This is a genomic window from Pseudomonas abietaniphila, from assembly GCF_039697315.1.
Taxonomy (GTDB): domain Bacteria; phylum Pseudomonadota; class Gammaproteobacteria; order Pseudomonadales; family Pseudomonadaceae; genus Aquipseudomonas; species Aquipseudomonas abietaniphila_B.
The window spans coordinates 4,383,708-4,405,146 of sequence record NZ_CP155619.1; the positions used below are offsets into that span (position 1 = coordinate 4,383,708).

A 21,439-nucleotide genomic window follows, 5' to 3' on the forward strand; every position below is an offset into this window, starting at 1 on the left:
TGATAAGCACCTTTGCATTCAAACTGTTGAGTGGTGATCCGGATGGAAAATATCAGCTTACTGCTAAGCGAGGCACTGGCACCGTATCAGGCAAGCCTGGGCGCTGCGGGTGTGAATGGCGAGCGTCTGGTGACGCTGAGAACTGCAGCCGGTGCGATTGTGATCGAACGCATGTATTCCGCTGCCCAGTTGTGTGACAAGCGCCAACTGACGGATGTGGTCGACGGGCTTCACCGTGATCTGATGGTCGCCGAAGGGCGAATTGAACCCTGTGTGATCGCGGCCATGCGAAATGCGACACAGGTCAACAATTTCACCGCAGGTCGTGCTTTTGTCTAAGCGGCGGGGAACCTTATCGATTCAGTAGGCTCCTATCAGTTACGGCAGGCGCAGGCATTGTGCTCCGGTGTTCATGTTGCCTGCCGTACGGGTCCAAGAAGGACCACGGTTGACCCCGAGCAGTCTCCCCGCTGCTCGGGGTTTCTTTTTGCCTGAATGTCCGACGGCCACTCGGTCGCGGTCTTGCGTTTCACTTTTCCGGCTCATCGAAGAACGTCTGGGCATCGCGCAGGTACTCTTCTTTCTTGACCATCCATTGCGCATAGAAACCGATGAGTTTGGTGCTGCGCAGCACGCGCATTTCCCGGTTGATGATCTCCATGGCCGCGCGACCCTTGTCAGTCTTTGAACAGCCTATGTGCGCGAACTGGTACTTGGGCGCGCCCTTGACCGGTAAAAACTCAAGTTCTGTCAAAGGAATGCCTTGCTGCTGAGCGTGATAACGCGCCTCGGGCCAGTAACTGATGATGGCCTGAAACCTGTCCATGCGTTCCATTTGCAGCATGCTGCCCACGGCGGCATTGCCGTAGTGAAGGATCAGCGTGTCCGGCTGCGTGGTTTCACGCAGAATCTTGTCCACCACGGGCCCGTAGCTGCGCTCGGCGACGATGCCGACTTTGACCGTGTTGCTGGCCAGCAAAGCCGCCAGATCAAGATGACTGTCTTCGGTGAGAAACGGGCGGAAAAGCGCCTCTTTGCTGCGCTCGATGGTGACGCCGTTGCCGGGTGTGGCATAGGTGGGGATCGAGAACAGGATGTTTTTTTCGCGCTCCGGCGTCCACAACAGGGTCGGGTCGCAGGCGAAGACGTCGGGGTCCTGAAGCATCTGCGTCCCACGCGCCCGGTTGACGTGCATGATCTGGTGATTGTATTCGGGCATTCGCGCAATCAGTTCGGGCATCAGCTTGTCGATCGCGCCCTGACCGGTTTGCGGGCCGGTGAAAATCGTCAATGGCGGAAAATCACGTAACAGCCAGGTCAGCGTCTCCTTGGCGTGTGCGCTTCCCGGTGTCGCGCCCAGTACCGAGGTGGCAAGCAGGAGCACTAGCCCGGCTTTGTGGAAACGCGGGTAACGATTGACCATCCGTCGATGTAATTCCCGAAAAAACTGACTGAGTCCGAGGACAACACACCCTCGATCGCCTTGAGCGGATCGACAGCAGGCGTCGGTAACGGGCCGCTCTGAGTACTTCATGCTAGAGGGTCTCGCAGTAAGGTATCGGCGTTGTGGATCATTTGTTTAACACTCGTCACCTTCGGATCAGTAAAGCACCGCGCGCAGCCTCCGGCCGAGTGAATTTGCGGGTGTGGGCGACGCGACTGTCGAGTTCCTTAGTTCAACGGTCGCGCATCGGGTAGACTTGGCGCCTTTCCTGTCTTTAGAAGCCCGTTCATGGCCCAGCCGTCCACGACCTACAAATTCGAACTGAACCTGACCGACCTCGACCGTGGGGTTTACGAAAACGTCAAACAGACCATCGCCCGCCACCCTTCGGAAACCGAAGAGCGCATGACTGTGCGCCTGCTGGCTTACGCGTTCTGGTACAACGAGCAGTTGTCGTTTGGCCGGGGTCTGTCGGACGTGGACGAGCCTGCGCTGTGGGAAAAGAGCCTGGACGATCGCGTGCTGCACTGGATCGAAGTCGGCCAGCCGGACGCTGACCGCCTGACCTGGTGCTCGCGTCGCACCGAGCGCACCAGCCTGCTGGCGTACGGCAGTCTGCGCGTGTGGGAAGGCAAGGTCGTGCCGGCGATCAAAAACCTGAAAAACGTCAACATTGCCGCCGTTCCCCAGGAAGTCCTGGAAACGCTGGCCAAGGACATGCCTCGAGTCATCAAGTGGGATGTCATGATCAGCGAAGGCACGATCTTCGTGACCGACGATCGCGGTCAGCACGAAGTACAACTGCAGTGGCTGGCGGGCGAGCGCGGCTGATTGCCGACGCTGCTCGACGTAACACCTCATCAGCTCCAACAGAAGAACATCAGCGGAACCCGCATGCGCATCGAACCACGCCAGTTGCCCGACACCCTGCCTTTTTTGGGCGACCTGCCGCCCTTGTTGACCCGTCTCTACGCGGCTCGCGGCGTGCAGTCCCAGGATGAGCTGGATAAGGGCCTGGCGCGGCTGATTCCGTATCAGCAGCTCAAGGGCATCGATGCGGCCGTAGATCTGCTGGTGACGGCCTTGCAACAGCGCCAGCGCATTCTCATTGTCGGCGACTTCGATGCGGACGGCGCCACGGCCAGCACGGTCGGTGTGCTGGGTTTGCGTTTGCTGGGCGCGGCCCATGTGGACTATCTGGTGCCGAACCGCTTCGAGTACGGTTACGGCCTGACGCCGGAAATCGTTCAGGTGGCGCTGGAACGCCAGCCCGAGCTGTTGATGACCGTGGACAACGGCATCTCCAGTGTCGAAGGCGTTGCTGCTGCCAAGGCTGCGGGTTTGCAGGTGCTGGTCACCGATCACCACTTGCCGGGCAACGAGTTGCCCGCCGCTGACGCCATCGTCAATCCCAACCAACCGGGCTGTACGTTCCCGAGCAAGGCGCTGGCGGGCGTGGGCGTGATGTTCTACGTATTGATGGCCCTGCGCGCGCGTTTGCGTGACATTGGCTGGTTCGAGGCCAATGGCCGAGCCCAGCCCAACCTCGGTGAGCTGCTGGACCTGGTCGCGTTGGGCAGTGTGGCCGACGTGGTCCCGCTGGACGCCAACAACCGCATCCTCGTGCATCAGGGGCTGATGCGTATCCGTGCCGGGCGTGCGCGTCCTGGTTTGCGGGCGATCCTCGAAGTCGCTCGCCGCGAGCCGTCGCGCATCACGTCGACCGACCTGGGGTTCATCCTTGGGCCTCGGCTGAACGCCGCCGGCCGTCTGGACGACATGAGCCTGGGCATCGAATGCCTGCTCTGCGATGACGAGACCCTGGCGCGGGAAATGGCGGTGCAACTGGATGAGCTCAATCAGGACCGCAAATCCATCGAGCAGGGCATGCAGCGTGAAGCGTTGGCCCAGCTCAAGGACTTGCCGGTGGAATCGATGCCGTTTGGCCTGTGCCTGTTCGAGGCTGAATGGCACCAGGGTGTGATCGGCATCCTCGCTTCGCGGCTGAAAGAACGTTATCACCGCCCGACCATCGCGTTTGCCAGCGCGGGCGAGGGCGTATTGAAAGGCTCGGCGCGTTCGGTGCCGGGTTTTCACATTCGTGACGCACTGGACGCAGTTGCCGCCAAGCATCCCGAATTGATCAGCAAGTTCGGTGGCCACGCGATGGCGGCTGGCCTCTCATTGCCGGAAGCGAACTTTCCGGCATTTGCCGAGGCGTTCGACGCCGAGGTGCGCCGTCAGTTGAACGAAGAGGACCTGACCGGGCGCCTGCTGTCGGACGGTACGCTGGCCGTGGAAGAGTTTCACCTGGAGCTGGCACGCGCCTTGCGCAACGCCGGACCTTGGGGCCAGCACTTTCCGGAGCCGTTGTTCCACGGTGTGTTCCAGTTGGTGGAACAACGCGTGGTGGGTGAGCGGCATCTGAAGATGGTGCTCAAGACCGAATGTGGCACGGTGAAGCTCGACGGCATTGCGTTCAGCGTCGATCGTGACGTGTGGCCAAACCCGACGGTTCGCTGGGTCGAGCTGGCCTACAAGCTGGACCTGAACGAATTCCGCGGCAACGAAACCGTGCAACTGATGGTGGCGCATATTTCGCCGCGCTGACACGCCCGATGCATGGCAGCAGGAACCTGAACTTCTCTCGGGTTGTCGACTAGGCTCAAGGTTCAGAACACAGGAACCTTTACGTCGACTTGAGAGGTGCCCATGAGCCTGCTGCTTGAACCTTACACTCTTCGCCAACTGACCTTTCTGAATCGCATCGCGGTGTCACCGATGTGCCAGTACTGCTGCGTCGACGGTCTGGCCAATGACTGGCATCTGGTCCATCTCGGCAGCCGCGCCGTCGGCGGTGCCGGCCTGATTTTCACCGAGGCGGCGGCGGTGACCCGCGACGGACGCATTACCCCGGAAGACCTCGGCATCTGGAACGACGACCAGATCGAACCGCTGCAACGCATTACCCGCTTCATCACCGCGCAGGGCGCCGTCGCCGGTATTCAGCTCGCGCATGCCGGGCGCAAGGCCAGCACCTGGCGTCCGTGGCTGGGCAAGCACGGCAGCATCAAGCCGGAGGATGGCGGGTGGATTCCGTGGGGACCGTCGAAGATTGCCTTCGACCCGCAACACACGCCACCAACGCCATTGGAAGAGGACCAGATCCAGACGGTGATCCAGGCCTTCGTCGACGCCGCCAAACGCGCCCTGACGGCCGGGTTCAAGGTGGTGGAGATCCACGCCGCGCACGGCTACCTGCTGCATCAGTTCCTGTCGCCGTTGAGCAATCAGCGCCGTGATCAATACGGCGGATCGTTCGAAAATCGTATCCGGCTGACGCTGGAGGTGACCAAGGCCGTGCGCGAGGTGTGGCCGCAAGAGTTGCCGCTGTTCGTGCGCGTGTCGGCAACGGACTGGGTGGAAGACGGCTGGAATCCGGACGAGACGGTCGAGTTGGCGAAGCGCTTGAAGACGCTGGGCGTCGACCTGATCGACGTGTCGTCTGGCGGCACGGCGGCCAACGCCGAGATTCCGGTCGGGCCGGGCTATCAGACGGAATTTGCAGGCAGGGTGCGCCGTGAGTCAGGGATTGCGACCGGGACGGTGGGGATGATCACCGAACCGTATCAGGCGGACACGATTTTACGCACCGGGCAGGCGGACCTGATTCTGCTGGCGCGTGAACTGTTGCGCGATCCGTACTGGCCACTGCACGCCGATGACGATCTGGGTGGGCGCAAGGCGGTCTGGCCAGCGCAATACCAGCGTGCAACGCACCGTGACCAGCCCATTCACGAGTCCGACCTGCGCGACTGAAAGCCGTCACAACACTGACTTCTGCCTAAAACGCGGGAGTCGCTCTCGGCCTCTGGCGGAGGATCATCTGTCCCATGACCGGTGGGAGTTAGCTTGCTGACGAAGCGTTGGGTCAGATACATCAATCATGAATGACCCACCGTCTTCGTCAGCAAGCTGACTCCCACAGAAACCCATGTGCCCATGGTCTGCCTATCTGGAACGGTCTAAAAAACCTTGTTTTAGCCGCCAGAAATCTTCCACTGCCTGCGGCAACCTATTCTTCCAGCAATCCCTTCACCCGCTCGCTCAGAGCCGGAATCGAAAAGGGTTTGGTCAGCACATGCATGCCGGGCTCCAGTTGACCGTTGCCCAAGGCGGCGTTTTCCGCGTAGCCGGTGACAAACAGGACTTTCAGGCCGGGTCGCTTCAAGCGCGCGGCGTCGGCCAGTTGCCGGCCATTCATGCCACCGGGCAATCCGACGTCTGAAACCAGCAAATCAATCGTCTGCCGTGTTTGCAGGATCTCCAGCGCGGCAGCGCCATTGTCGGCCTCCAGTACGCAATAACCCTGATCGGTCAGGACTTCGGCCACGAGTGCCCGTACTGCCGGTTCGTCATCGACCACCAGCACCGTTTCGCCGCCCGCTGTGTGATCGGGCACCGCTCTGTGAGCCGGTGAATCGTTGGCGATCGCGGCCGACTCGTTATACGCCGGCACGTAAATGCACACACGAGTGCCTCGCCCTGGCGTGGAATGGATGAGCACGCCGCCACCGGACTGCCGTGCAAAACCGTAAATCATCGACAGGCCAAGACCGGTGCCCATGCCTATCGGCTTGGTGGTGAAAAAAGGGTCGAACGCACGCTTGAGGACCTCGTCGCTCATGCCGCTGCCGTTGTCGCTGACGCACAGCGCCACGTAGTGACCGGCAGGCAGTTGAAGCCCCTGTGCTTCTGTCTCATCGAGATGTGTATTGCTGGTTTCGATCAGCAATTGCCCGCCATCTGGCATCGCGTCGCGGGCGTTTAGGCACAGGTTGAGCAGCGCGTTTTCCAGTTGGTGAGGGTCCACCAGCGTCGACCACAGGTCCCGCGTCGCGATCACGTCCATGGCAATGGAAGGACCCACCGTACGGCGAATCAACTCGGCCATGCCGTTGACCAGGTGGTTGATGTCGGTGAGTTTCGGATCAAGGGTTTGCCGACGCGAAAAGGCCAGCAAACGGTGGGTCAACGCCGCCGCCCGACGCGAGCCTTCAAGTGCCGCATCGATGTACCGTTCCAGGCCCTCGGTGCGGCCTTTGGCAACTCTGTTCTTCAGCAGCTCGATGTTGCCGCTGACCCCCATCAACAGGTTGTTGAAATCGTGGGCCAGGCCGCCGGTGAGTTGCCCCACGGCTTCCATTTTGTGTGACTGGCGCAGGGCCTCTTCGGCGGTGCGCAGTGCTTCGGCCTGTTGTTTTTCGGTCGTGATGTCCCTGGCGCTGCAATACAGCTTGCCGCTCTCCGGCACCGCGACCCAGGACAGCCAGCGGTAGCTGCCCTCTTTGTGTCGGTAGCGGGTTTCCAGGTTGAGCATCGGGTGGTTACTCGACAGCGCGTTGAGTGCTGCCTGGCTTCGCGCAACGTCGTCGGGATGGAGGAGATCAGTGAACGTCAGGCCGGACAGTTCATCATCAGACCAGCCGAGGGTCAGTCGCCAGGCAGGGTTTGTAGTTTCGAAATGCCCATCCGACGTCATCACTGACAGCAGGTCCGGGCTGACTTGCCAGGTGAGGCCGCGTTCGTGAGCGAGTTCAATGACCTTGCGCTCGAGGTCGGCAATCAGGTCCAGACGCTTTTGCTCGCTGGCACGCAGCGCCCGTTGATCAAGGACACGACAAGTGGTTTCGTTGGTGACGCAGAATAGACCGACCACTTGGTTGTTTTCGTCGATCATCGGCGAGAACGTGAATGACCACCATGTGTGCTCGATCTCGCCGTAGCGGGCCATCGTCAGTGGCAGATCCTCGCACTCGTAGGGAATGCCGCGCAGGGCGTTTTCCGCAAACGGCTGAACCTGACTCCACACATCCGACCACAGCTCTTCGACGCGCGCGCCCATGGCCTGGTCGAGGCGGGGCCCGAGAATCGGTGCGTAGGCGTCATTGTGGAAGAACAGCAGATCGGCACCCCAGAGCAGGTACATCGACTCCGGTGAATTAAGGATCAGGTTCAAATGGATCTTCAACGCGGCGGGCCACTGTTCCATTGGGCCCAAGGTCGTCTTGCTCCAGTCGACTCCCGCCAGGGCACGACCTGCCTCACTGTCGCCTGCGGGGAAGCGCGGGTATCTGGTCAACGAGGCAAGCTCCAGTGAGGGGGGAATCAGTGTACGGAGCCGGGTTGGAAAAATCCTCACCTTTCAGATCCGATTGAAGGGTGAAAGGAACGATCAAGTGGTTATCTGGTACTCATTCGAATAGCAAACAACCTGATCGATCCAAAGCAGCGTCTGATGTATGGACCATTTATGGAGGTAGGGGTTGCGCAGTGATATCAAATTCTAATCATTTTCCTGCGCGGCGCGACTGAGGCTGTCACGAGCGCCGCAAAACGGCTTTCCGGCTTGCCGACGGTGGCGATTTCAAAGGCACCACCGTCGGTCTGCCGGGCTGCTATCCGGGCTTCATCAGATCAGGCGTCACGCGATTAGTGATTGCGCTTCCACGCATCACCCGCCGGTGCAGTCCCGTGGTCATACGGTTTGCCGATCCACATGTACACCAGGCCCAGGCCAATGACGATCACGGTGGTCAGAACCATGGAGTAGTTGATGTACCAGGCGGCGTCCGGTGTGCGTGGCCAGGCCATGTTGATGATGGCGAGCACGCCGTAAATCAGCGCGCCGAGGTTCACTGGCCAGCCCCATTTGCCGAGGCTGAACTGACCGCTTGGAATCCACCCGCGCATGCGGGCGAACAACGCGGCGAGCACGATCATCTGGAAGGCCAGGTAGATGCCGATGGCCGCGAAGCTGACGATGGTGGCGACGGCGTCCTGCAGCACGAAGCCCAGGCAGATAATGATGGCGGGCAGCACGCCGGACACGAACAGCGCGGCCACTGGAACCTGCGTCGTGGGCGAGATGCGTTTAAGCAGGTCGCTGCCGACGATCATTTCGTCCCGCGCGTAGGCGTAGAGCAACCGGCTGGCGGCGGCTTGCAGGCTGATAACGCAGGAGATGAACGAGACCATGACGATGCCCATCACCACTTTCGAGCCGGTGACGCCGAAGGCCATGCTCAGGATGGTGGTGACGGGGTCCTTGTCGGTGCCGTTGATGACGGCGTTCATGTCAGGCACGGCGAGGATCAGTGCCAGGCACGCGAACATGGCTGCGGCGCCGCCGATCCAGATGGTCATGCGCATGGCGCGGGGGATCTGTTTGCTGGGGTTTGGCGTCTCTTCGGCCACGTCACCGCAGGCTTCGAAACCGTAGTACAGGAACATCCCGGCCAGCGAGGCAGTGAGGAAGGCGGGCAGGTAAGAGCCGTCGATGCGGATGTCGAAGGTGTTGAAGAACACGCTGAGCGGCTGATGACGTTCGAAGATCAGCAGATAACCGCCCACCAGCACAGCGCCGATCAGTTCGCAGAGAAAGCCGAACATGGCGATGCGCGACAGCACCTTGGTGCCGCTGAGGTTGACGACGGTGGCGAACAGGGTCAGCACCAGCGCGATGACGATGTTGGTGTTGGCGCTCGGTTCAAAACCCAGCATCGCGGCCAGATAAGGACCGGCACCGACCGCTACGGCGGCGATGGTCACGCACAGCGCAATGGAGTAGATCCAGCCGACCATCCACGCCCAGCGCTTGCCGACCAGCCGGCGCGCCCAAGGATAGACACCCCCGGAAATCGGGAACTGCGAAACCACTTCACCGAACACCAGGCACACCAGCATCTGGCCGATACCCACCAGCAGATAGGCCCAGAACATCGGTGGCCCACCTGCCGCAAGACACAGGCCGAACAGCGTGTACACGCCTACCACGGGTGAGAGGTAAGTGAAGCCCAGCGCAAAGTTTTCCCACAGGCTCATGCTGCGGTTGAAGTTGGAGGTGTAGCCCAACTTTCTCAGTTGTTCGGCATCGCTGTCGGCGGCCGGTGGAACGGGGATGCTGCTCATGGTGTTTCTCCAGGAAATCGGCAGATTTCGGATGGCCGAGCCCGTGGCTGTGCCGTTCGGCACAACCCGGTCGGTGGTTATTGTTTTAAAAGCAGTTGCGGTTAAAAGCTTTATTGATCGTTCCCACGCCCTGCGTGGTCACGCCTCCCTGGACGCTCTGCGTCCCTTGTGTGACGCGGAGCGTCACCGGCTGCATGCCCACGCGGAGCGTGGGAACGATCATCAATCATGAGTCATTAAAAATGCAGCGCCTGATTTTGCGACTGCTGCGCAGCCGATCGCGGGACAAGCCACGCTCCTACAGTGGGATCGTGTCAGCTCAGTGCTTGAACATCACGTGCCGTACGGTGGTGTAATCCTCCAGCCCGTACATGGACATGTCCTTGCCATAGCCGGACAGCTTCTGCCCGCCGTGCGGCATTTCGCTGACGAGCATGAAGTGCGTGTTCACCCAGGTGCAGCCATATTGCAGGCGGGCAGACAGGCGATGGGCGCGACCGACATCCTGCGTCCAGACCGACGACGCCAGGCCGTAATCCGAATCGTTGGCCCAGCCCAGCACCTGCGCTTCATCGTCGAATTGAGTCACGGACACTACCGGGCCGAATACCTCACGGCGCACGATCTCGTCATCTTGCTGCGCGTCGGCAATGACCGTTGGCTGGAAGAAGAACCCGTTGCCTTCAATGGCCTTGCCACCGGTGATCAGGCGGATGTGCGACTGCGCGACGGCACGCTCCACAAATCCCGTCACCCGGTCGCGGTGCTGCGCGGTGATCAGCGGACCCAGTTCGGTTTCCGGGTCGTCCTGTTGACCCACTTTGATGCTGCTGACCGCGTCGCCGAGCTTCTGCACGAACTGCTCATAGATGCCTTTTTGCGCGTAGATGCGGCACGCGGCGGTGCAGTCTTGCCCTGCGTTGTAGAAGCCGAACGTGCGAATGCCTTCCACCGCCGCGTCGATGTCAGCGTCGTCAAAAATGATCACGGGCGCCTTGCCGCCTAGCTCCATGTGCATGCGTTTGACGCTGTCGGCGGTGCTGGAAATGATGTGCGACCCGGTGGCGATGGAGCCGGTCAGCGAGACCATGCGCACCTTCGGATGGGTCACCAGCGGATTGCCCACGGTCTGGCCGCGACCGAACACCAGATTCAAGACGCCTGCCGGGAAGATGTCATTGGCCAGTTCCACCAGACGCAGCGCCGTCAGGGGCGTTTGTTCCGAAGGCTTGAGCACGACGGTGTTGCCGGCCGCCAGCGCTGGCGCGATTTTCCAGGCGACCATCATCAGCGGGTAGTTCCACGGCGCGATGGACGCGATCACGCCCACCGGATCGCGACGAATCATCGAGGTGTGACCGGGCAGGTATTCGCCCGCGGCAGACCCGCTCATGCAACGGCTGGCGCCTGCAAAGAAGCGAAACACATCGGCAATCGCCGGAAGCTCGTCGTTCAGCGCGGCGTGGTAAGGCTTGCCGCAGTTGTCCGATTCCAGCTTCGCCAGTTCCTCGGCGTTTTCATCGATGGCGTCGGCCAGTTTCAACAGCAACAGCGAGCGGTCTTTCGGCGCGGTCTGCGACCAGCTTTCAAACGCCGCATCGGCGGCGCGCACGGCGGTGTCGACCTGCGCTTCGGAGGCCTCGTTGATTTCCACCAGCACCCGGCCCAACGCAGGGTTGAACACCGGTTGAGCGGGACCGTCACCGGCGACCAGATGGCCATTGATCAGCAGTTTGGTTTGCATGGGGTTGTCCTCTTCTTGTAGCTATTGAATGTTTCGTCGCGGCACATTGGCCTGCGATGCGTATTCGGTGGAACGCCACCCTGTGGGAGTGAGCTTGCTCACGTAGACTGACTTGCAGCCCCCACATCTGCTTCGGATGTACGGTCCTCTTCGTGAGCAAGCTCACTCCCACAGGGGATCAGTGGCGTGTTTCGATCCTGTATTCATTATTTCCCGCCACTCCCGGCCACGCTCTCGCCACCGCGGGTCAGGTAATACGCGCCGAGAATCGGCAGCATGGTCACGATCATCACCAGCATCGCGACCACGTTGGTCACCGGCACATCCCGGGGACGGCTGAGTTGGTTGAGCAGCCAGATCGGCAGCGTGCGTTCGTGGCCCGCGGTAAAAGTGGTGACGATGATTTCGTCGAACGACAGCGCGAACGCCAGCATGCCGCCGGCCAGCAACGCCGAGCCCAGGTTGGGCATGATGATGTAGCGAAACGTCTGCCAGCCGTCGGCACCCAGGTCCATCGACGCTTCAATGAGGCTGTGAGAAGTGCGGCGCAGACGCGCGATGACGTTGTTGTAGACGATCACCACGCAGAAGGTCGCGTGACCGACGATGATCGTGAACATCCCCGGCTCGATGCCCAGCGTCTTGAACGCCGACAGCAGCGCCAGGCCGGTGATGATGCCGGGCAGGGCGATGGGCAGGATCAGCATCAGGGAGATGCCGTCTTTGCCGAAGAAGTCGCGACGGTAAAGCGCGGCCGAGGCCAGGGTTCCGAGCACCAGCGCGATCAGCGTGGCGACGCAGGCGATCTGCAGCGACAGCTTGATCGACTCCAGCACATCTGGCCGCGAGAAGGCCACGCTGAACCACTTCAGAGTGAAGCCCTGCGGCGGAAAGCTGAACGCGGCGTCTTCGGTGTTGAACGCGTACAGGAAGATGATCAGGATCGGGAAGTGCAGAAACACCAGCCCGCCCCACGCGGCGATCTTCAGACCCCACGAGGCCTGGTCGCCCTGCTTCACCAAAGGTTTAGAGCGCATCGAATGCCCCCAGTCGTTTGACGATGGACAGGTAGATGGCGATCAGCACGATCGGCACCAGGGTGAAGGCCGCCGCCATGGGCATATTGCCGATGGCGCCTTGCTGCGCGTAGACCATGCTGCCGATGAAGTAACCGGGTGGGCCGATCAGTTGCGGCACGATGAAGTCACCCAGGGTCAGCGAGAACGTGAAGATCGAACCCGCAGCGATGCCTGGCACCGACAGCGGCAGGATCACGTGCATGAAGGTCTGCCGAGGTTTGGCGCCCAGGTCGGCCGAGGCTTGCAGCAGCGACGGTGGCAGGCGTTCCAGCGAGGCCTGGATCGGCAGGATCATGAACGGCAGCCAGATGTAGACGAACACCATGAAGCGCCCCAGGTGTGAGGTCGACAAGGTGCTCCCGCCGACACCGGGAATTCCCAGAATCACCTGCAGCACCGGTTCGAGCCCCAGGTGCTGAACGAACCACTGCGCGACGCCACCTTTGGCCAGCAGCAACGTCCAGGCATAGGCTTTGACGATGTAACTGGCCCACATCGGCATCATCACCGCGATGTAGAAAAACGCCTTGGTCTTGCCCGTGGTGTAGCGCGCCATGTAATAGGCGATGGGAAAGGCAACGATGGCGCTGGCGATGGACACGACGATCGCCATGCTCAGCGTGCGCTGAATGACGTCGAAGTTGGCCGGGTTGAACAGCGCGCCGAAATTGGTCAGGGTCAGGTCCGGCGTGACCGTCATGCTGAAGTCGTCGAAGGTGTAGAACCCTTGCCACAAAAGCGTCAGCAGCGAGCCGAGGTAGATCGCGCCGAACCACAGCAGCGGTGGGATCAGCAGCAGCGACAGGTACAGGTTCGGCCGTCGATACAGCAGGTTGGAAAAGCGCCGCAGCGGCGATTGCCCTGACATCGGCGCCGCATGGGCGAGTGTCTGGCTCATCTCAACGGGCCTCTGCAACGGTGTCGGCCAGCGGGATCATCGCCTCGCGCGCCCAGCGAGCACAGATACGCTGACCGGTCTGGTGCTGCGCGCTGGTGTCCAGCCATTGAGTATTGGCCTGGCTGACGCTGAGGGTCTGGCCGTTGTCCAGTTTCAGTTCGTAGCGAGTGGCGCTGCCCTGATATTGAATATCGTGCAGCAGGCCGCTGACCTCGATTTCATGACTCGCCACAGGGCCTTCTGCGAAGCGGATGTGTTCCGGGCGAATGGAAAACGCGTTCGGCGTGCCGCTCAGCTGTTGCGCCAGTTCGCCGCGCAATACGTTGGAGGTGCCGACGAATTCGGCGACGAAGGTGGTCGCCGGTTTCATGTACAGATTGCGCGGGGTGTCGACCTGCTCGATGCGGCCCTTGTTGAACACTGCGACACGGTCCGACATCGACAGCGCTTCGGTCTGGTCGTGGGTCACGAAGATGAAGGTAATGCCCAGCTGGCGTTGCAGCTTTTTCAGCTCGCTCTGCATTTGCTCGCGCAGCTTGAGGTCGAGGGCGCCGAGCGGCTCGTCGAGCAACAGCACGCGGGGACGATTGACCAGCGCTCGGGCCAGTGCCACGCGCTGGCGCTGACCGCCTGACAGTTGCACTGGTTTGCGATCGCCATAGCCACCCAGCGCGACCATGCTCAAGGCTTCTTCGGCACGCGCCAGTCGCTCGCTTTTGCCGACACCCTTGACCTTCAAGCCATACGCCACGTTGTCGCGCACGTTCATGTGCGGGAACAGCGCGTAGTCCTGGAACACGGTGTTGACGTCACGCTGGTAGGGCGGCAATCCGGCGGCTTCTTCGCCGTGGATGCGGATCGAACCGGCGCTGGGTTGTTCGAAGCCTGCGATCAGGCGCAGGCAGGTGGTTTTGCCCGAGCCCGACGGGCCGAGCATGGAAAAGAACTCGCCGTCCTTGATGTCGATGGAAACCCGGTCAACGGCTTTCACTTCGCCGAACTGACGGGAAACGTGGGTGAACTGGACTGCAAGGGTCATGGTGAAACCTCAAGTGAACGCGAACGCCGTCGCAGCGGGTTCGCCGGGTGCATCAACATGCAAACATCTGAAAGAACGCCGTCACTGGGATGATCGTTCCCACGCGGAGTTTTGGCACGATCAACAAAGGACGCGGTCACTGCAGGAGCGTGGCTTGTCCCGCGATCGGCTGCGCGGCAGTCGCAAAATCAGGCGCCGCGGTTGTACTGACACACCGCATTAGCAGGTTTTACGACCGGTTCCCGGCCGATCGCGGGACAAGCCACGCTCCTACAGGTTTTGCGGTGTGCCGGAGAACGGGTTCATCCGGCACACCCCTGCCTTATCGCCCGCCCATGATCGCGATGTAGTCCTGGGTCCAGCGGCTGTACGGCACGTATTTGCCGCCTTCGGCCTGCGGGGTTTTCCAGAAAGCGATCTTGTCGAACAGATCGAAGCCGTTGGTGGCGCAACCTTCGGCACCCAGCAGGTCGCTGGCTTTGCACGCCTCGGGCACCACCGGCAGTGAGCCGAACCACGCTGCGACGTCGCCCTGGACTTTCGGTTGCAGCGACCAGTTCATCCACTTGTAGGCGCAGTTCGGGTGTTTGGCGTCGGCGTGCAGCATGGTGGTGTCGGCCCAACCGGTCGCACCTTCCTGCGGAATGGTCGAGGCGACCGGCTGCTTGTCGGCGACCAGGCCGTTGACCATGTAGCCCCAGGAGCTGGAGGCCGCGACGCCTTCGTTCTTCACGTCGCTCATCTGCACGGTCGCGTCATGCCAGTAGCGGTGCACCAGCGGGTGCTGGGCACGCAGCAGGTCGAGCACGGCTTTGTACTGGGTTTCGGTCAGTTGGTAAGGGTCTTCGATTTTCAGTTCCGGCTTGGCGGTTTTCAGGTACAGCGCCGCGTCGGCGATGTAGATCGGGCCGTCATAGGCCTGCACGCGGCCTTTGTTCGGTTTGCCGTCCGGCAGGTCCTGTGCCTCGAACACCACGCTCCAGCTCACGGGCGGGGTCTTGAACACGTTGGTGTTGTACATCAGCACGTTCGGGCCCCACTGATAGGGCGTGCCGTAGGTCTGCTTGTTGACGGTGTACCACGGGCCGTCTTTCAGGCGCGGGTCGAGGGTTTTCCAGTTGGGAATCAGGTCGGTGTTGATCGGCTGCACACGCTTGCCGGCCACCAGACGCAGCGACGCATCCCCCGATGCCGTCACCAGGTCATAACCGCCCTTGGTCATCAGGCTGACCATCTCGTCGGAGGTCGCCGCCGTCTTGACGTTGACCTTGCACCCGGTCTCCTGTTCGAAGCCTGTGACCCAGTCATAGGCCTTGTCGCTTTCGCCCCGTTCGATGTAACCCGGCCACGCCACGATATCCAGCTGGCCTTCGCCGTTGCCGACAGCCTTGAGTGTTTCAGCGGCCTGCAAGGTGCCGCTGGCGAACAACGCGGTGATTACAGCGCTGAGGAGCGCGGTCTTTTGCACTGACATGGGGGTTCCCTCTTTTTCAAATTATGGTCGGGGCAGTTTCGAACGGTGACTCGGTGCAGCGTGCTTGTTTCAAGCTCTTATTAGCGTAGCGGTGTTAGTTGAAGCCGATGTTGCATCTCCTGTTCACGCCAGATCGCTGCCGTGGCGGGCCATGATGTGTCTGACAACGCTGTAGTCCTGAAGCGAATCGCTCGACAGGTCTTTCCCGTAGCCCGAACGTTTCAGGCCGCCATGGGGCATTTCGCTGACCAGCATGAAATGGCTGTTGATCCAGGTGCAGCCGTACTGCAAACGCCCGGCGACTTGCATGGCCTTGTCGAGGTTTTGCGTCCAGATCGACGAGGCCAGTCCGTATTCGGAATCGTTTGCCCAGTCCACGGCCTGAGACAATTCGTCGAAGCGGGTGACCGTCACCACCGGGCCGAACACTTCACGCTGGACGATTTCGTCGCCTTGCTTGCAGCCTGCAAGCAAGGTCGGCTGGTAGAAAAATCCGGGACCGGAATGCACAGCCGCCCCGGTGATGCGCTCGATATGAGGCTGACTCAGCGCACGCTCGACGAAGCTGGCGACCCGGTCACGCTGACGCACACTGATCAGCGGCCCGATCTCGTTGTCGGCATCGCGCTTGCCGGCGAATCGCAGGCTGCTGACCGCAGCGCCGAGCTCGGCGACCAACCTGTCGTGAATGCCGGCCTGAGCGTAGATGCGGCACGCGGCCGTGCAGTCCTGGCCCGCGTTGTAATAGCCGTAGGTGCGCACGCCTTCGACGACCGCAGCAATGTCGGCGTCGTTGCAGACGATCACTGGCGCCTTGCCGCCCAGTTCGAGGTGGGTTCGTTTAAGGGTTTTTGCCGCGGCCTGAAGGATTTTCTGGCCGGTGACGATATCGCCGGTCAGCGAGACCATGCGCACTTTCGGGTGGCTGACCAGGTGACTGCCGACGCCTTCACCGCCGCCGCAGACGATATTGATCACACCGTTTGGCAGCAAACGGGAGAAGACCGGCGCCAACGCCAACACCGACAGTGGCGTGTGCTCCGAGGGTTTGAACACCAGCGTGTTGCCCGCCGCCAGCGCCGGCGCAATCTTCCAGGCGGCCATCATGATCGGGTAGTTCCACGGTGCAATCGATGCAACGACGCCAATCGGGTCACGGCGAACCATGCTGGTGTAGCCCGGCACGTATTCGCCGGACAGCTGGCCTGTCTGGCAACGGACGGCGCCGGCAAAGAAGCGGAACACATCGACGGTGGCGGTCAGGTCATCCTGACGCGCGAGGTGCAGGGGTTTGCCGCAGTTCAGCGCTTCCAGTTGCGCCAGATGGTCAGCGTTTTTTTCAATGGCGTCGGCGATGCTCAGCAGAATGTTGGAGCGTTGTTGCGGGGTGGTGCGCGACCAGCCGGTAAAGGCACGGTTGGCCGCCAGAATGGCGGTCTCGACCTGCTCGGTGCTGGCTTCGGCAATGTGGGTCAATACCTCGCCGGTGGCGGGGTTCAGAATCGGTTCGACAACCCCCTGACCCGCGACCAGTTCACCGTCGATCAGCAATGAGGTGAACAGTTGAGGGGGTGCTGTGTGCGGGGTTGCTGCGCCAGCCATTGTTCGAGCTTCCTTGTGTCGATGCTTTGTTATTCGTGGCTTGTGTCCAACCTGCCGCCGTTGTCGGGCAGCAACGATGGATCACTGTGGGAGCGAATTCATTCGCGAAAGATGTTTCGATCGACCTGTTTCTATTGGCTGTACTGACGTCTCGCGAATGAATTCGCTCCTACAGATCCAGACCGCAGTGATCCGTAAAACCCTGAAACAACTCCGTTCCCAAGCCTCAGAGCCTAGTGCGGCTTCCAGGGCTCGACAAATTCTAAATACTGAACGCAGCGTTCGATTAAATAGATGGCCTGCGTCCCGGGTGCGGTTGTTCTCGGGCCACGCTGAGAAACGGATCGACTAAAGAGGGACGCGCGGTGCCTCGCCGCCATGCAAGACCTACATCCAAGGTCTGAGTCAGGTCTGCTATCGGGCGTGCTTCGATGATGTCGCCTTCCAGCGACCACGGTCGATACGTCATGTCTGGCTGGATCGACACGCCCAGGCCGGCGGCCACCAGGCTGCGGACGGCTTCGGTCGAAGCTGTGCGCAACGTGACCTTGGGTTGCAGCCCGGCGCGGGACCAGACCCGCTGGGCATTGGTGCCCATTTCATCGACGTTGAGTTGAATCAGCGGCTCACGTGCGACGTCGGCCAGGTTGATGCTGTCGTGCTCCAGCAATGGATGTTGCGCCGGCAGCCACAGGCGGTGGGGCGAGTGAGTCAGGACCTCGGTTTGCAGCGCATGTCGATCTTCCAGGTTCGACAGGATCAAGACACCGACGTCGATCTCGCCGCTGACCAGCAGGTGTTCGATGTACGGCCGCTCGTCCTCCATCACCCGGATGTCGACATTGGGATAAGCACGCTGGAAACGGGTCAGCAGGTCGGCGAGGTAGTAACCGGCGACCAGGCTCGTCACGCCGATGATCAACTGCCCGGCCACCTGGTCGGCGCCTTGTTGCAGGCTGCGCTTGGCATTTTCGACAGTGGCGAGGATCAGGTGGGCCTGACGCAGGAACTGATGGCCTTGGTGGGTCAGGGTCATGCCCTTGGCGTGGCGGCTAAACAGGCTGACCCCGATCTCTTCTTCCAACTGCTGAATGGCCAGCGTCAGCGTCGATTGCGAGATGAATACCGCTTGGGCGGCCGCCGAGATCGATCCGGTTTCCGCGACTGCAATGAAGTGACGGATCTGGCGCAGCGTCATCATGAGAACACCCGTCCGCTTGGCTTTTTAGAATTGAACGACTGTATATCGTTTTTCCTGAAGGGCCGCCAGCGACCTGTATTTGCGCAGCAACATTCAGAAGCACACCTGAAAGTCCGAATTGCCGACTTCGTCTTACCCTGCGGGTCGAATCGTTTCTTCCGTTTTCAGGAGCTTTTTTATGAACACCCGTGGCTTGCTCGATCAACTGTTGAAATCCGGTCAGGACCTGCTGAAGAACGCGTCAGGCGGGTCGGCGCAATCCGGCTCGCACGGTAACGGCGTGCAGGGGAAGGGCGCTCAAGGCGGGCTCAACGATCTGCTGGGCAAAGTGGGCGGCGGCAACCTCGGCGGGTTTTTGTCGGGCGCGGGGGGCGGCGCACTGGCAGCCGGGGCGATGGGGTTGCTGTTGGGCAACAAAAGCGCGCGCAAGATCGGCGGCAAGGCGCTGACCTACGGCGGTCTGGCCGCAATAGGTGTCCTGGCTTACAAGGCCTATGGGAACTGGCAGGCTAATCAGGGCACCGCGGAACAGGCCGAGCCGCAGACGGTTGACCGGGTGCCTCCGGCTCAGGTCGAGCAACACAGCGAGGCCATCTTGCGAGCGCTGGTGGCGGCGGCCAAGGCCGATGGTCACGTTGACGCAAACGAACGGCAGTTGATCGAAGGTGAATTCACTCGCCTGACCGGCGACAGGGACTTGCAGCAGTGGCTGCACGTCGAGCTGAACAAGCCGCTGGACCCGACCGACGTCGCCCGGTCCGCGCGCACCCCGGAAATCGCAGCCGAGATGTACCTGGCCAGCGTGATGATGGTCGATGAAGAGCACTTCATGGAGCGCGCGTATCTGGATGAGCTCGCCAAACAGTTGAAGATTGAGCCGGGGCTCAAGCAGGAGCTGGAAAACCAGGTGCGCCAATCCCAGCAGTGACAGGGATTGGATTCCTGTAGGAGACGTCGGAGGTTACGACGGCAGCGAAAGCGTAGTGTCAGGCAACCCATCTACAACTGAACCAACGCGTTCGCTGCCGTCGTAACCTCCGACGTCTCCCACAGGTTCGCGGGTGATCCGGTCATCCCGGCCATCCCACAGGTTCGCGGTTGGTCCGGTCATCCCGGCTATCCCACAGGTTTGCGGGTGGTCCAGTCATCCGCCAGTCCGCCACGTTCCTGCCATCAAGCAATCCCTCCACATGCCGATAACGTGTCAGATATTTCTTCTATATCTGTGCGTTATCGCGTTATCTATGTCGGAAACAGCCCGGTTAATTGGTAGGTCACTAGGCTATACTCCGCTCGCTTCGGGCCGTCTGCGGTCCGCTTCTTGAACCCGGTTTTTGCCGGTGTTGAACTCTTGAGGGCTGACTGTGAAGAACTGGACGTTGCGTCAACGTATTTTGGCGAGCTTCGCTGTAATCATCGCCATCATGCTGCTGATGGTTGTCGTGTCTTACACCCGACTCTTGTCGATCCAGAGCAGTGAAGAAGCGGTGAGCGACGATGCGTTGCCGGGCGTTTACTTCAGCACGCTGGTGCGCAGTGCCTGGGGTGAAAGCTATATCCGTACCCTGGAATTGATTGGCGAAGGCAAGGCGCGCGAGCTGACCCGTGCCGAGCAGGACCAATACGCCGACTTCGAAACCCGGCTTCAAACCCAGATCGACGGCTACAAGAAGACCATCTTCGACGATACCGATCGTAATAATTTCAACGTCTTCGAGAAACAGCGCGAAACCTATTCCCGCCTGTTGAACGACGTCATCAAGGCTTATCAGAACGGCGATTACGCCTCGGCCCGTACCGAGTTCTACGGGCAGGTCAATCCGGTCTGGTTGCAAGGCCGCAAACAACTCAATGACCTGATCGTTGCCAACAAGGCGGTCGCCGATCAGGCCACAAGCAACATTGAATCGGCTGTTCTCACGGCGAAAGTGACGCTGGGTATTTCGCTGATCGTGGCGATTCTGGCGGCAGGTACCTGCGGTCTGCTGCTGATGCGCACGATCCTGGCGCCGATGAACCGCATCGTGCGTATTCTCGACACCATGCGCACCGGCGACCTGAGCAGCCGTCTGAAGCTGGACCGCAACGACGAATTCGGTTCCGTGCAGACCGGCTTCAACGACATGGTTACCGAACTGGCCGCACTGGTGTCCCAGGCGCAGCGCTCGTCCGTGCAGGTCACCACATCGGTCACCGAGATCGCCGCCACATCGAAACAGCAGCAGGCGACCGCTACGGAAACCGCCGCGACCACCACCGAGATCGGCGCGACCTCCCGTGAAATCGCCGCCACGTCTCGCGACCTGGTCCGGACCATGACAGAGGTCACCTCCGCAGCGGACCAGGCCTCGATCCTTGCAGGTTCCGGGCAGCAAGGGCTGGCGCGCATGGAAGACACCATGCATTCGGTGATGGGCGCGGCCGATCTGGTCAACTCCAAGCTGGCGATCCTCAACGAGAAAGCCGGCAACATCAATCAGGTGGTGGTGACCATCGTCAAGGTGGCCGACCAGACCAACCTGCTGTCCCTCAACGCCGCCATCGAGGCTGAGAAAGCCGGCGAGTACGGCCGTGGTTTCGCCGTGGTTGCGACCGAAGTGCGTCGTCTTGCCGACCAGACGGCCGTGGCGACCTACGACATCGAACAGATGGTGCGCGAGATCCAGTCGGCGGTGTCGGCGGGCGTCATGGGCATGGACAAGTTCTCCGAAGAAGTGCGCCGGGGCATGTTTGAAGTGACCCAGGTCGGCGAGCAGCTTTCGCAGATCATCCACCAGGTGCAGGCGCTGGCGCCTCGGGTGTTGATGGTCAACGAAGGCATGCAGGCGCAAGCGACCGGTGCCGAGCAGATCAATCAGGCGCTGGTGCAGTTGGGTGATGCCAGCAGCCAGACCGTGGAGTCCCTGCGCCAGGCCAGTTTCGCCATCGACGAACTGAGCCAGGTAGCGGTGGGACTGCGCAGCGGCGTTTCGCGCTTCAAGGTCTGA

Annotated in this window: 16 protein-coding genes; 6 read left to right on the top strand and 10 right to left on the bottom strand. The window is 61.1% G+C overall.

What is annotated here, in order from left to right; all coding sequences use genetic code 11:
* The first annotated feature begins 42 nt into the window (after nucleotides 1–42).
* Entirely contained in the window at nucleotides 43–339 is a 297-nt protein-coding gene (locus ABDX87_RS19355; protein WP_346829323.1) for a DUF3509 domain-containing protein, read from the top strand.
* A 190-nt stretch (nucleotides 340–529) separates the two neighbouring features.
* On the opposite strand, the gene ABDX87_RS19360 is transcribed toward ABDX87_RS19355, so the two are convergent.
* Nucleotides 530–1,423 carry a TIGR02285 family protein gene (locus tag ABDX87_RS19360; protein ID WP_346829324.1) on the bottom strand — a complete coding sequence of 298 codons (894 nt, stop codon included), beginning with the start codon at nucleotides 1,421–1,423 and terminating at the stop codon, nucleotides 530–532.
* A 309-nt stretch (nucleotides 1,424–1,732) separates the two neighbouring features.
* Between ABDX87_RS19360 and ABDX87_RS19365 the strand changes: the two genes are divergently transcribed.
* The 3 genes from ABDX87_RS19365 to ABDX87_RS19375 all read left to right on the top strand — a co-directional run bounded on the left by ABDX87_RS19365 (nucleotide 1,733) and on the right by ABDX87_RS19375 (nucleotide 5,263).
* Complete coding sequence (locus ABDX87_RS19365; RefSeq protein ID WP_346829325.1) at nucleotides 1,733–2,275, top strand: YaeQ family protein; 543 nt, start codon at nucleotides 1,733–1,735, stop codon at nucleotides 2,273–2,275.
* A gap of 63 nt (nucleotides 2,276–2,338) precedes the next feature.
* Nucleotides 2,339–4,054, top strand: a complete 1,716-nt coding sequence (recJ, locus tag ABDX87_RS19370; RefSeq protein WP_346829326.1) for a single-stranded-DNA-specific exonuclease RecJ — start codon at nucleotides 2,339–2,341, stop codon at nucleotides 4,052–4,054.
* A gap of 102 nt (nucleotides 4,055–4,156) precedes the next feature.
* Nucleotides 4,157–5,263: an NADH:flavin oxidoreductase/NADH oxidase gene (locus ABDX87_RS19375; protein ID WP_346829327.1), complete on the top strand. Its 1,107-nt coding sequence runs from the start codon at nucleotides 4,157–4,159 to the stop codon at nucleotides 5,261–5,263.
* Nucleotides 5,264–5,519: 256 nt separating this feature from the next.
* Here the strand turns inward: ABDX87_RS19375 and ABDX87_RS19380 are convergent, their stop codons facing one another.
* The 9 genes from ABDX87_RS19380 to ABDX87_RS19420 form a co-directional block, all read right to left on the bottom strand.
* Nucleotides 5,520–7,586 (bottom strand): hybrid sensor histidine kinase/response regulator, encoded by a 2,067-nt coding sequence (locus ABDX87_RS19380; RefSeq protein ID WP_346829328.1) that lies wholly within the window; start codon nucleotides 7,584–7,586, stop codon nucleotides 5,520–5,522.
* Between the two features lie 350 nt (nucleotides 7,587–7,936).
* Entirely contained in the window at nucleotides 7,937–9,415 is a 1,479-nt protein-coding gene (locus ABDX87_RS19385; protein WP_346829329.1) for an APC family permease, read from the bottom strand.
* 319 nt (nucleotides 9,416–9,734) lie between these two features.
* A complete protein-coding gene (locus ABDX87_RS19390) occupies nucleotides 9,735–11,159 on the bottom strand; it encodes a gamma-aminobutyraldehyde dehydrogenase (protein ID WP_346829330.1) in 1,425 nt (474 codons plus the stop codon).
* A 206-nt stretch (nucleotides 11,160–11,365) separates the two neighbouring features.
* Nucleotides 11,366–12,196 (bottom strand): ABC transporter permease, encoded by an 831-nt coding sequence (locus ABDX87_RS19395; protein ID WP_346829331.1) that lies wholly within the window; start codon nucleotides 12,194–12,196, stop codon nucleotides 11,366–11,368.
* The gene (locus ABDX87_RS19400; protein WP_346833569.1) at nucleotides 12,186–13,106 is read right to left on the bottom strand and encodes an ABC transporter permease; all 921 of its coding nucleotides are present in this window, start codon (nucleotides 13,104–13,106) and stop codon (nucleotides 12,186–12,188) included. The genes ABDX87_RS19395 and ABDX87_RS19400 overlap by 11 nt, the downstream gene beginning before the upstream one ends.
* A 31-nt stretch (nucleotides 13,107–13,137) precedes the next feature.
* Entirely contained in the window at nucleotides 13,138–14,175 is a 1,038-nt protein-coding gene (locus tag ABDX87_RS19405) for an ABC transporter ATP-binding protein (protein WP_346829332.1), read from the bottom strand.
* Nucleotides 14,176–14,497: 322 nt separating this feature from the next.
* Nucleotides 14,498–15,649, bottom strand: coding sequence for a putative ABC transporter substrate-binding protein YdcS (ydcS, locus tag ABDX87_RS19410; protein WP_346829333.1), 1,152 nt, complete (start codon nucleotides 15,647–15,649; stop codon nucleotides 14,498–14,500).
* Nucleotides 15,650–15,772: 123 nt separating this feature from the next.
* Nucleotides 15,773–17,251, bottom strand: coding sequence for a gamma-aminobutyraldehyde dehydrogenase (locus ABDX87_RS19415; protein WP_346829334.1), 1,479 nt, complete (start codon nucleotides 17,249–17,251; stop codon nucleotides 15,773–15,775).
* A 286-nt stretch (nucleotides 17,252–17,537) separates the two neighbouring features.
* A complete protein-coding gene (locus ABDX87_RS19420) occupies nucleotides 17,538–18,452 on the bottom strand; it encodes a LysR family transcriptional regulator (RefSeq protein ID WP_346829335.1) in 915 nt (304 codons plus the stop codon).
* Nucleotides 18,453–18,630: 178 nt separating this feature from the next.
* On the opposite strand from ABDX87_RS19420, the gene ABDX87_RS19425 reads away from it, so the two are divergent.
* Both ABDX87_RS19425 and ABDX87_RS19430 read left to right on the top strand, forming a co-directional pair.
* On the top strand, nucleotides 18,631–19,380 hold the full coding sequence (locus ABDX87_RS19425; protein WP_346829336.1) for a tellurite resistance TerB family protein: 750 nt from the start codon (nucleotides 18,631–18,633) through the stop codon (nucleotides 19,378–19,380).
* A gap of 436 nt (nucleotides 19,381–19,816) precedes the next feature.
* Nucleotides 19,817–21,439 (top strand): methyl-accepting chemotaxis protein, encoded by a 1,623-nt coding sequence (locus ABDX87_RS19430; protein WP_346829337.1) that lies wholly within the window; start codon nucleotides 19,817–19,819, stop codon nucleotides 21,437–21,439.